A 10,966-nucleotide genomic window follows, 5' to 3' on the forward strand; every position below is an offset into this window, starting at 1 on the left:
CCTGTTCGACAACGGCTAATTTAAAGGATAGAGAATAATCGCGTTGTGTGCGTTTAACATACTGGTTCATCACATTTTCCTCTGTGCGTGAGTAAAATGTGTCAACGCTATTTAGGACGGGTCACGGTCATGAAAAAGGGCGCCTGAGGCGCCCTTTTCGTTGCTGCATGGCGTGAGGAATCAGACCTCTTCCATTTTGCCCAGCAGCGCGCGCAGGCGATCTTGCCAGACGTGCTGTTCTTCTTTCAGCTGTTGGTTTTCGCGCACCAGCGCTTCGTGGTTGCCGGAGGCAGCCTGAACTTCCTGCGACAGAGAGTTGTTTTTGTCTTTCAGCTCTTCAATTTCCATCTGCAACAGGGTGATGGTATCAATCGCCTGCTGTACTTTTGCTTCCAGTTTTTCAAATACTTCAAATGACATGCTTCAGTCCCCTCATGATAGCAAGGCGTACATCTATAAGTAGCGGCCGCAACGTCGGCTGCAGCTACTGCGAATATTGCATCGCGCTCAGTGACGCGCGCCGTTACGGAAGGCGCGCCAGTCTCGATTCGTTAAAAACGATTGTAAGTAGCCAGTCTCCGCCTGTCTAGCAACATACCGGATCATCGCGCAGTCTGTTGCAATTTTCCTGCCGCCGCCATCGGCAAAAACTGAAAATCCCCGCCGCCACCGCCGCGAGTTGTTAACAACCCTCGCCAAACCACTGGTTAGATCACACTTTTATGGCTCAGAAAGAACACCGAAAGACGCGAAATCGCTCAATTTTATGACGCGCTACACACATTTTGATTTCGCTATTTCTCGTTTATGTTCGTTAACGATAAATTTACATCACGTCCTTATTCAATAATTGGACGAGATGAAAAAAACTGTGCCCATAGGCCGGATGTATACCCAACTGTGCCTATAAACCAACAACCGCCGTTTTGCAGGACAACAACATTATGAGCCAAACCACCAGTCCGACATTAAAAGGCCAGTGCATCGCCGAGTTTCTCGGCACGGCGCTGCTGATCTTCTTTGGCGTAGGCTGCGTTGCCGCGCTGAAACTGGCGGGCGCCAGCTTCGGCCAGTGGGAAATCAGCATCATTTGGGGCCTTGGCGTCGCCATGGCCATCTATCTGACCGCCGCCATTTCCGGCGCGCATCTCAACCCTGCGGTCACCCTCGCTTTATGGCTGTTCGCCTGCTTCGACGGGCGCAAAGTGGTGCCTTATATCATTGCGCAGGTCGCCGGCGCCTTCTGCGCCGCCGCCCTGGTCTATGGGCTGTACTACAACCTGTTCTTCGACTTCGAAGCGGCTCACCACATGGTGCGCGGCAGCAACGAAAGCCTCGAACTGGCCGGCATCTTCTCGACTTATCCTAACGCGCACATTTCCGTCGGCCAGGCCTTCCTGGTAGAAACGGTGATCGCTGCCATTCTGATGTGCCTGATCCTGGCACTGACCGACGACGGCAACGGCATTCCGCGCGGCCCGCTGGCACCGCTGCTGATCGGTATTCTGATTGCCGTGATCGGCGCCTCCATGGGACCATTGACCGGCTTCGCGCTGAACCCGGCGCGCGACTTCGGGCCGAAACTGTTCGCATACCTGGCCGGCTGGGGCAAAGTGGCCTTCACCGGCGCACGCGACATCCCGTACTTCCTGGTGCCGATCTTCGCCCCTATCATCGGCTGCTGCCTGGGCGCTTTCGGTTATCGCGCATTGATTGGCCGCAACCTGCCTTGCGACGTCTGCGTGACGGAAGAAGAACCCGACGCCAAGACCCAACAACGCAAAGCGTGATGGGTGCAGTTTTAAACGGTTAACAAACAGCAGGATAACTACCATGACTGTAGAAAAAAAATACATTGTCGCACTCGACCAAGGGACCACCAGCTCACGCGCCGTCGTGCTCGATCACGACGCCAACATTGTTGCGGTATCGCAACGCGAATTCCCGCAGATCTATCCAAAGGCCGGCTGGGTTGAGCACGATCCGATGGAGATCTGGGCGTCGCAAAGCTCGACGCTGGTAGAAGTGCTGGCGAAAGCCGACATCAGTTCCGATCAGATCGCCGGCATCGGCATCACCAACCAGCGTGAAACCACCATCGTCTGGGAAAAAGAGACCGGCAAGCCGATTTACAACGCCATCGTCTGGCAGTGCCGCCGCACCGCCGACATCTGCGAGAAGCTCAAGCGCGACGGCCTGGAAGAGTACATCCGTCACAACACTGGCCTGGTGGTTGACCCGTACTTCTCCGGCACCAAGGTGAAGTGGATCCTGGACAACGTCGAAGGCGCCCGCGAGCGCGCCAAGCGCGGCGAACTGCTGTTCGGCACCGTCGATACCTGGCTGGTGTGGAAAATGACCCAGGGGCGCGTACACGTCACCGATTACACCAACGCCTCACGCACCATGATGTTCAACATCCACGAGCTGGACTGGGATGAACGCATGCTGGAAGTGCTGGATATCCCGCGCGCCATGTTGCCGAAAGTCCGTCCTTCCTCCGAAGTGTACGGCCAGACCAACATCGGCGGTAAGGGCGGCACGCGTATTCCTATCGCCGGTATCGCCGGTGACCAGCAGGCGGCATTGTACGGCCAGCTGTGCGTTCAACCGGGCATGGCGAAGAACACCTACGGCACCGGCTGCTTCCTGCTGATGAACACCGGCAAAGAAGCGGTACGCTCGAAAAACGGCCTGCTGACCACCATCGCCTGCGGCCCCCGCGGCGAAGTGAACTATGCGCTGGAAGGTGCAGTATTCATCGGCGGTGCGTCTATCCAGTGGCTGCGCGATGAGCTGAAACTGATCAGCGACGCCGCCGACTCCGAATACTTCGCCACCAAGGTGAAAGACAGCAACGGCGTCTATGTGGTGCCGGCCTTCACCGGCCTGGGCGCCCCTTACTGGGATCCGTATGCCCGCGGCGCGATCTTCGGCCTGACCCGTGGCGCCAACAGCAACCACATCATCCGCGCCACGCTGGAATCCATCGCCTTCCAGACCCGCGACGTGCTGGACGCCATGCAGGCCGACGCCAACACCCGTCTGCAATCGCTGCGCGTAGACGGCGGCGCGGTCGCCAACAACTTCCTGATGCAGTTCCAGTCCGATATCCTCGGCACCCGCGTGGAACGCCCTGAGGTGCGTGAATCGACGGCGCTGGGCGCCGCGTTCCTGGCGGGCCTGGCCATCGGCTACTGGAACGATCTGGATGAAGTGAAGAGCAAAGCGGTGATTGAACGTGAATTCCGCCCAAGCATCGAAACCACCGAACGCAACTACCGCTACAGCGGCTGGAAAAAAGCGGTGGCTCGCGCTCAGGCATGGGAAGATCACGAGTAATCCCGACGCTGCCGTTTCACCCACAAGCGCTGCCTGCGGGCAGCGCTTTTTTTTGCTCCGCCCCGCCGCCACCGCGCTGTGATAGACTTTGCCGATATTCTCTTCCCTTTCTCACAGACAGGTTTGCCATGAAACGTGAATTAGCCATCGAATTTTCCCGCGTTACCGAAGCCGCCGCGCTGGCGGGCTACAAATGGCTGGGACGCGGCGACAAGAACGCCGCCGACGGCGCGGCGGTCCACGCCATGCGCATCATGCTCAATAACGTGGATATCGATGGCCGCATCGTGATCGGCGAAGGCGAGATCGACGAAGCGCCGATGCTGTATATCGGCGAACAGGTCGGCACCGGCCAGGGCGACGCGGTCGACATCGCGGTCGATCCGATCGAAGGCACCCGCATGACCGCCATGGGCCAATCCAATGCGCTGGCGGTATTGGCGGTGGGCGATCGCGGCACCTTCCTGCACGCGCCGGACATGTACATGGAGAAGCTGGTGGTCGGCCCGGCGGCGCGCGGCGCCATCGATCTCGACCTGCCGCTGGCGGAGAACCTGCAGAACGTCGCCGCACGGCTGAGCAAACCGCTGTCGCAGCTGACGGTGATCGTATTGGCCAAACCGCGCCACGACGGCGTCATCGCGCAGATGCAGCAGCTGGGCGTGCGGGTATTCGCCATTCCTGACGGCGACGTGGCAGCCTCCATTCTCACCTGCATGCCAGAAAGCGAGGTCGATGTGATGTACGGCATCGGCGGCGCGCCGGAAGGGGTGATCTCAGCCGCGGTGATCCGCGCGCTGGACGGCGACATGCAGGCGCGTTTGCTGCCGCGCCATGAGGTAAAAGGCGACAGCGCCGAGAACCGCCGTATCGGCGAAGAGGAGCTGGTGCGTTGCCGGGAGATGGGTATCGAAGCCGGTCAGGTGCTGCGTCTGGATCAGATGGCGCACAACGACAACGTGATCTTCTCCGCCACCGGCATCACCAAGGGCGATCTGCTGGAGGGTATCAGCCGCCAGGGCAACATGGCCACGACCGAAACCCTACTGATCCGCGGCAAGTCGCGCACCATCCGCCGTATCCGTTCGACCCACTATCTGGATCGCAAGGACCCGGCGCTGCACGAGTTTTTGCTGTAACGAAACAGGGCGCCGAATGGCGCCCTGATGATTGATGACAAACCGCATGACCTTGCCGGGTTGGCAGAGAGCAACGAATAGAAAACCAGGAAAATCAATTTATTGATTTTCGGCTGATAACCACAAAGGGGGAAAAATCACGCTTTTTCCCCCCTTGTCAACTGAATGAGGGCGCCGAATGGCGCCCTGTTGTTATGCGGTATGCCCCTGATGTTGCATCCGGTTGGACAGCGGCCACCAGCACAGCAGGATCAGCAGCGCCATCGCGAACATCAGCAATCCGAGGCTGAACTGCCCGGTTTGCGGCAGCATGGCGGAAAGCCAGGTCGCCAGACCCGATCCCATGTTCTGCATGCCGCCCACCAGCGCGCCCGCCGCGCCGGCCAGGTAAGGGAACGGCTCCATCGCCCCAGTGGTCGCCAGCGGGAACAGCATGCCGGCGCCGAAGAAGAACAGCGCGGCCGGCACGATCAGCGTCCAGATGTTCATCACGCCGAACCAGCCCGGGATCCACATCATCGCCCCCGCCAGCAGGCAGCTAATCACCGAATGCCACATCAGCGTGTGGAAGGTCTTGCCGTCGCGCCCGGCGTACCAGGCGCCGAAAAACGCCGCCGGGATCGGCAGAATGAACAGGATGCTGACGGTCAGGCCGCTCAGCCCCAACACGCCGCCCATCAACACGCCACAGCTGGCCTCGAATACCGCAATCCCCGCCAGCGCGCCGATCAGCATCACCAGGTAGCAGCTGAAGGTGCTGTCCCCCAGCAGCTGGCGGAAACTGGCCAGCATGCGGCGTTTTTCCGTCTGTACCGGACGGGTCTCCGGCAGCCAGCGGAACATGGCGAAGGCGACGCAGGCGCACAGCGCCAGCAGGAAGGCGTAGCAGGCACGCCAGCCGAACACCATCGCCAGTGTGCCGCCAATCACCGGCGCCAGCAGCGGGCTGACCAAAATGCCCATGTTGAGCAGGCTGTTGGCGTAGCGCAGCGCGGTGCCGGCATACAGATCGCGCGGCATGGTGCGCGCCATCACGCCCGCCACGCCGGTGCCCATGCCCTGGATGGCGCTGGCGGCGACCAGCATCGTCAGGTTGGTGGACAGCAGCGCGCCCAGCGCGCCGACCAGGAAGATCATCATGCCGGTCAGGATCACCGGACGCCGCCCGATTCGATCCGATATCGGCCCGTAAATCAGCTGGGAGAAACCGTAGGTCAGCAGATACGCCGCCATCACCCGTTGCACGGCGCCGGTGCGAACCGACAGATCGTGGGCGATATCCGCAATAACGGGAACATAAATGGTTTGCGCCATCTGGCCGACGGCAACCAACAGGATAAGCATCACCAGCAGGTGAAAATTCTCTAGTTTTCTCATTATCTTCGTTAACGTTTCAACTCGTCACAGCGTCCCGGTATGGCCGTTGCAGCAGCCAGAACGGCGAGCAGCCCTCTATGGCGGCATAAACTAATCAAATCTGATTTTTTTAGCGAGTTTCAGGCAGATATTGATCCAGGTCACACTGGCAGCTATCCCGACCAGGCTCGTAAATTAAACTGTACGTCTAACGCTTTGGAGTTAAAAATAGCGCCCTTGCAGTAGCCGCGCTTTAGCATTTAATCGATAATTCTTTTCATCAACTTGAAATAAAATAACACCATAGGGATTTGGTTCATGAAAACACCTGAGCTGATTTTATTGCAGTTAAAGGCTCTCGGGCCGCATTCGGCCAAAATGCTGGCGGAGCGTCTGGACATCACGCCGATGGGCATCCGACAACACCTGCAATCCCTGGAAAAACGTGAGCTGGTTTGTTACGACGAAGCGCGCAGCAAGGTCGGCCGCCCGACGCGTTACTGGTCGCTGACCGAACGGGGGCACGCCTTCACGGCCGCCGATCAGGAGCGGCTGCGGGAATCCGCGCTGCAGCTGTTTGGCGACGCTGGGGTGGAACCGTTGCTCAGCGCGCGCGCAGAGCAGCTTTATCTGCGCTATGCCGAAGAGCTGTCCGCCGAGCGCAGCCATCAGGACCGGTTAGCCCGCCTGGTGCGTCTGCGGCAACACGACGGTTACATGGCCGAATTGCTCGACCACCCGCACGGCACGCTGTTGGTGGAAAACCACTGTCCGATCGGCGTGGCCGGTTCCAGCTGCAGCAGCCTGTGTAATTCCGAGCTGCAGCTGTTTCACCGCCTGTTCGGCAACGATTACCGGGTAGAGCGCACCGCGCACGCCATTTCCGGCTCACGACATTGTGCTTATTTGATTCGACCACGGGAGCTTTAGAGTATGGCTAACTGGGTAAACGGCAAGGTTACGCAGGTAAAACAATGGACCGACGGGCTGTTCAGCCTGGTGGTCAATGCCCCCATCGATCCTTTCACCGCCGGGCAATTCGCCAAGCTGGCGCTGGAGATCGACGGTGAACGGGTGCAGCGCGCTTACTCCTACGTCAATGCCCCCGACGACGCCAACCTGGAGTTTTATCTGGTCACCGTGCCGGAAGGCAAACTGAGCCCGCGCCTCAATCAGCTGCGGCCGGGCTCGGACGTGATGGTGACCCAAGAAGCGGCCGGCTTCTTCGTGCTGGACGAGGTGCCCGACTGCGACACGCTGTGGATGCTGGCGACCGGCACCGCCATCGGCCCCTATTTATCGATTCTGCAGCAGGGCGCCGGCCTGGAGCGCTTTAACAACCTGGTGCTGGTGCACGCCGCGCGCTTTGCGCGTGACCTGAGCTACCTGCCGCTGATGCAACAACTGCAGCAGCGCTACAACGGCAAGCTGCGCATCCAGACCGTTGTCAGCCGCGAAGAAGCGTCCGGCTCACTGACCGGCCGCGTGCCGGCGCTGATCGAGGACGGCCGGCTGGAAGCGGCGATCGGTTTGACTATCGACGCCGAAACCAGCCACGTGATGCTGTGCGGCAACCCGCAAATGGTGCGGGACACCCAGCAAACGCTGAAAGACCACCGCCAGATGCGCAAGCACCTGCGCCGCAAGCCGGGCCACATCACCAGCGAACAGTACTGGTAACCCGGCGGGGATCAGCGGAACTTCACCGGTTCGGCTTCCGGGCCGAACCGATTATCCCCCGGCGTGCCGACGAAGGCGCCCAGATCGATCATCATCATCACGATAATCAGCGTCGGAATGAAACGCCCGACGCCCCATTGCCAGACCGGCGCCAGCATCTGCCAGTTCCCCGCCGCCAGCATCCACGCCAGGATCAGCAACAGCGCCCACCAACCGGCCTTGTTGCGATCGTGCAGCCGCTTGACCAACACCGCCGCCGTCGGCCACAGCAGCGCCACGATAAAGAAGGCGATGGATTGAATGGCGACCAGCTGATAATTGGCCAGCGTAAATGCCGCCGCCATCAGCGCCAGCCACAGCCCCATCCAGATCCAGAAGTCGCGCCGCCCGATGCGGCCCTTAAAAGAAAAACACCACTGTTGTAACGTCATCGATTCCTGCGCTCTAAGCCTGCCCATATTCTGCGCCGCAGTGTAACATAGGCGCTGCCGGGTCGAGTTTTCCGCCTCGCATAACGCGGCGCGCCGCACAGCTTTCTCGTCAGCAAACCGATAATGGCGTGGGATCTTTGACAAGGCCCGCGGGTTATCGCTTTAATCGGAGCCATCTTTGTCCTTGATGCCATACGCCATGCTGAGAAAAATCTTCGTCATCGCCTGCCTGCTGCAGGTGGCCGCCAGCGCCTGGGCCGATCCGCCGGCCGCCGATGCGACGCCCGCCGCACCCTACCTGCTGGCCGGGGCGCCGACGTTCGATCTGACGGTGGTCAAATTCCGCGAGAAATACAACCGCGACAACCCGAAGCTGCCGATTGGCGAATTCCGCGCCATTCCTGCCGCCGAAGACGATTCGCCGCTGCTGACGCGCGCCGCCAGCAAACTCAACGAAAACCTGTACGCCTCCACCGCGCTGGAGAAAGGTACAGGTAAAATCAAAACGTTGCAGATCACTCACCTGCCGCTGCAGCAGGCCAATGAAGAAAAAGCCGCGCGCGCCATCGCCGTCAACTACATGGCGGCGCTGATGCGCCAGTTCGAACCGACGTTGACGGTGGAACAGAGCCAGAACAAGGTGAACAGCCTGCTGGAAAAAGGCAAAGGATCGCGCTTTTACCAACAGCAGGTCGGCGCCATTCGCTATGTCGTCTCGGACAACGGCGATAAAGGCGTTACCTTCGCGGTTGAACCGATTAAGCTGGCGCTTTCCGAGCCGTAACGGCGCGGCATTTAATGACGAAAAGCAAAGCCTTCGCGCTTAATGATCTCTATACTGTTGGGCAGGTAAACTGCCGGTCCGGCAGTTGTCATTTCGACTCTCGCGTTTTCTAGTTGGAGGAAAAAACATGCGTCATCCATTAGTTATGGGTAACTGGAAGCTTAACGGCAGCACCCACATGGTCAACGAACTGATCGCTGGCCTGCGCCATGAGCTGAGCAGCGTTGACGGCTGTGGCGTCGCCATCGCCCCGCCGGTGATGTACCTGGATCAGGCCAAGCACGCGCTGGCCGGCAGCCGCATCGCGCTGGGCGCGCAGAACGTGGACGTTAACCTGTCCGGCGCCTTCACCGGTGAAGTTTCCGCCAACATGCTGAAAGACGTCGGCGCCCAGTACATCATCATCGGCCACTCCGAGCGTCGCACCTACCACAAAGAAAGCGACGAAGTGATCGCCGAGAAATTCGCCGTGCTGAAAGAAGCCGGCCTGATCCCGGTGCTGTGCATCGGTGAAACCGAAGCGGAAAACGCTGCGGGCAAAACTGAAGAAGTGTGCGCGCGCCAGATCGACGCCGTGCTGAAAACGCTGGGCGCACCGGCGATGAAAGGCACCGTGATCGCCTATGAACCGGTCTGGGCCATCGGTACCGGCAAGTCCGCGACCCCTGCGCAGGCGCAGGCCGTGCACAAATTTATCCGTGACCACATCGCCAAACACGATGCCGCGGTTGCCGCTGAAATCATTATCCAGTACGGCGGTTCGGTGAACGACAAGAACGCCGCAGAGCTGTTCTCTCAGCCCGACATCGACGGCGCGCTGGTTGGCGGCGCCTCGCTGAAAGCCGACGCTTTCGCCGTGATCGTCAAGGCCGCTGCCGCAGCGAAAAAAGCCTGATTGCATTTAGGCTTGCCATAAAAAAACCCCGGCTTGCCGGGGTTTTTTATTGCCGCTCAACCGGCATCAGCGTTTGCTGATCTCATCGAACACGCCGCCGGTGGCGAAGTGCACCTTCTGCGCTTCGGTCCAGCCGCCGAAGGTGTCATCCACGGTGAACAGCTTCAGCTGCGGGAACTGCCCGGCAAACTTGGCCGCCACCGCCGCATCGCGCGGACGGTAATAGTGCTGTGCCGCGATGGTCTGCCCTTCCGGCGAATACAGATACTTCAGGTAGGCGGTCGCCACGTCGCGGGTACCGCGTTTATCGACCACCTTATCCACCACCGACACCGTCGGTTCAGCCAGGATCGATTCGCTCGGGGTGATTATCTCAAACTTGTCTTTGCCCAGCTCTTTCTCCGCCAGCAGCGCTTCGTTTTCCCAGGCGATCAGCACGTCGCCGATGCCGCGCTCAACGAAGGTGTTGGTCGAGCCGCGCGCGCCGGAATCCAGCACTTCGACGTTCTTGTACAGGTTTTTGACGAACTCCTGCGCCTTGGCCTTATCGTTGTTGTTGTGATGCAGCGCGTACCCCCAGGCAGCGAGGTAGTTCCAGCGGGCGCCGCCGGAGGTTTTCGGGTTCGGGGTGATCACCGACACGCCCGGCTTGAGCAAATCGGGCCAGTCGTGAATTTGTTTCGGGTTGCCTTTACGCACCAGGAAGACGATGGTCGAGGTGTAAGGCGCCGAGTTGTCCGGCAGGCGTTTGATCCAGTCTTTCTCGATACGCCCGCGTTCGGCGATGGCGTCGACGTCATAGGCCAACGCCAGCGTCACCACGTCGGCTTCGATGCCGTTGATCACCGAAGTCGCCTGTTTGCCGGAGCCACCGTGTGACTGGCGCACCGTGACCTTGTCGCCGGTTTCCGCCTGATAGTGCTTGCTGAATGCCGTGTTGTAAGCCTGATAGAACTCACGCGTCGGATCGTATGACACGTTCAGCAGTTGAATATCCTTCGCCATGGCGCCGGACGCCAACAGCACCAATGTCAGACCTACACCCCATTTACGCATCGACAGGCTCTCCCAGAAAATTAACGCAACCTCAATCGGTTGATTTAGCATCAGAGCCTGCCAGAAACTTTCCCGGCAATTAAAGAATAAAAAATTTTGGGATAGATGATTCCGGAATATATCGCCAACGGGCATAAAAAAGCCCCCGCAAGCGGATAATGCCGTTCACTTAAGCCTCACGTGACTTATAGCTGAATGGATATTTAGGCGGAACATAAAGCACCGAACGATCATATCTTCGGTGCTTTCTTTTTTCCGGCAGAATGAAGGCCTTTACGTTTTC

General features: G+C 59.3%; 11 protein-coding genes. 7 read left to right on the forward strand and 4 right to left on the reverse strand.

Features of this window, described 5'->3' with window-relative positions; all coding sequences use genetic code 11:
* Window positions 1–180 precede the first annotated feature (180 nt).
* Window positions 181–420, reverse strand: coding sequence for a septal ring assembly protein ZapB (gene zapB / locus M6G53_RS24250; protein ID WP_004931092.1), 240 nt, complete (start codon window positions 418–420; stop codon window positions 181–183).
* 524 nt (window positions 421–944) lie between these two features.
* Here zapB and M6G53_RS24255 point away from each other — a divergent pair.
* The 3 genes from M6G53_RS24255 to glpX all read left to right on the forward strand — a co-directional run bounded on the left by M6G53_RS24255 (window position 945) and on the right by glpX (window position 4,481).
* Window positions 945–1,790, forward strand: coding sequence for an MIP/aquaporin family protein (locus tag M6G53_RS24255; protein WP_253335064.1), 846 nt, complete (start codon window positions 945–947; stop codon window positions 1,788–1,790).
* A 43-nt stretch (window positions 1,791–1,833) separates the two neighbouring features.
* Window positions 1,834–3,342 carry a glycerol kinase GlpK gene (glpK, locus tag M6G53_RS24260; RefSeq protein WP_019452234.1) on the forward strand — a complete coding sequence of 503 codons (1,509 nt, stop codon included), beginning with the start codon at window positions 1,834–1,836 and terminating at the stop codon, window positions 3,340–3,342.
* Window positions 3,343–3,470: 128 nt separating this feature from the next.
* Window positions 3,471–4,481, forward strand: a complete 1,011-nt coding sequence (glpX, locus tag M6G53_RS24265) for a class II fructose-bisphosphatase (protein WP_253335065.1) — start codon at window positions 3,471–3,473, stop codon at window positions 4,479–4,481.
* Window positions 4,482–4,673: 192 nt separating this feature from the next.
* On the opposite strand, the gene emrD is transcribed toward glpX, so the two are convergent.
* A complete protein-coding gene (gene emrD, locus M6G53_RS24270) occupies window positions 4,674–5,858 on the reverse strand; it encodes a multidrug efflux MFS transporter EmrD (RefSeq protein ID WP_213873734.1) in 1,185 nt (394 codons plus the stop codon).
* A gap of 297 nt (window positions 5,859–6,155) precedes the next feature.
* Here emrD and M6G53_RS24275 point away from each other — a divergent pair, with 297 nt between their 5' ends.
* Both M6G53_RS24275 and fpr read left to right on the forward strand, forming a co-directional pair.
* A complete protein-coding gene (locus M6G53_RS24275) occupies window positions 6,156–6,767 on the forward strand; it encodes a helix-turn-helix transcriptional regulator (RefSeq protein WP_253335066.1) in 612 nt (203 codons plus the stop codon).
* A 3-nt stretch (window positions 6,768–6,770) separates the two neighbouring features.
* On the forward strand, window positions 6,771–7,517 hold the full coding sequence (gene fpr / locus M6G53_RS24280) for a ferredoxin--NADP(+) reductase (protein ID WP_253335067.1): 747 nt from the start codon (window positions 6,771–6,773) through the stop codon (window positions 7,515–7,517).
* A gap of 11 nt (window positions 7,518–7,528) precedes the next feature.
* On the opposite strand, the gene M6G53_RS24285 is transcribed toward fpr, so the two are convergent.
* The gene (locus M6G53_RS24285; protein WP_253335069.1) at window positions 7,529–7,948 is read right to left on the reverse strand and encodes a DUF805 domain-containing protein; all 420 of its coding nucleotides are present in this window, start codon (window positions 7,946–7,948) and stop codon (window positions 7,529–7,531) included.
* A 199-nt stretch (window positions 7,949–8,147) separates the two neighbouring features.
* On the opposite strand from M6G53_RS24285, the gene M6G53_RS24290 reads away from it, so the two are divergent.
* A complete protein-coding gene (locus M6G53_RS24290; RefSeq protein WP_253335071.1) occupies window positions 8,148–8,732 on the forward strand; it encodes a DUF1454 family protein in 585 nt (194 codons plus the stop codon).
* Between the two features lie 127 nt (window positions 8,733–8,859).
* On the forward strand, window positions 8,860–9,627 hold the full coding sequence (gene tpiA / locus M6G53_RS24295) for a triose-phosphate isomerase (protein WP_025160373.1): 768 nt from the start codon (window positions 8,860–8,862) through the stop codon (window positions 9,625–9,627).
* A 66-nt stretch (window positions 9,628–9,693) separates the two neighbouring features.
* On the opposite strand, the gene M6G53_RS24300 is transcribed toward tpiA, so the two are convergent.
* Window positions 9,694–10,683 carry a sulfate ABC transporter substrate-binding protein gene (locus M6G53_RS24300; RefSeq protein ID WP_038872640.1) on the reverse strand — a complete coding sequence of 330 codons (990 nt, stop codon included), beginning with the start codon at window positions 10,681–10,683 and terminating at the stop codon, window positions 9,694–9,696.
* Window positions 10,684–10,966 lie beyond the last annotated feature (283 nt).

Source organism: Serratia nevei (genome assembly GCF_024160145.1).
Taxonomy (GTDB): Bacteria; Pseudomonadota; Gammaproteobacteria; order Enterobacterales; family Enterobacteriaceae; genus Serratia; species Serratia nevei_A.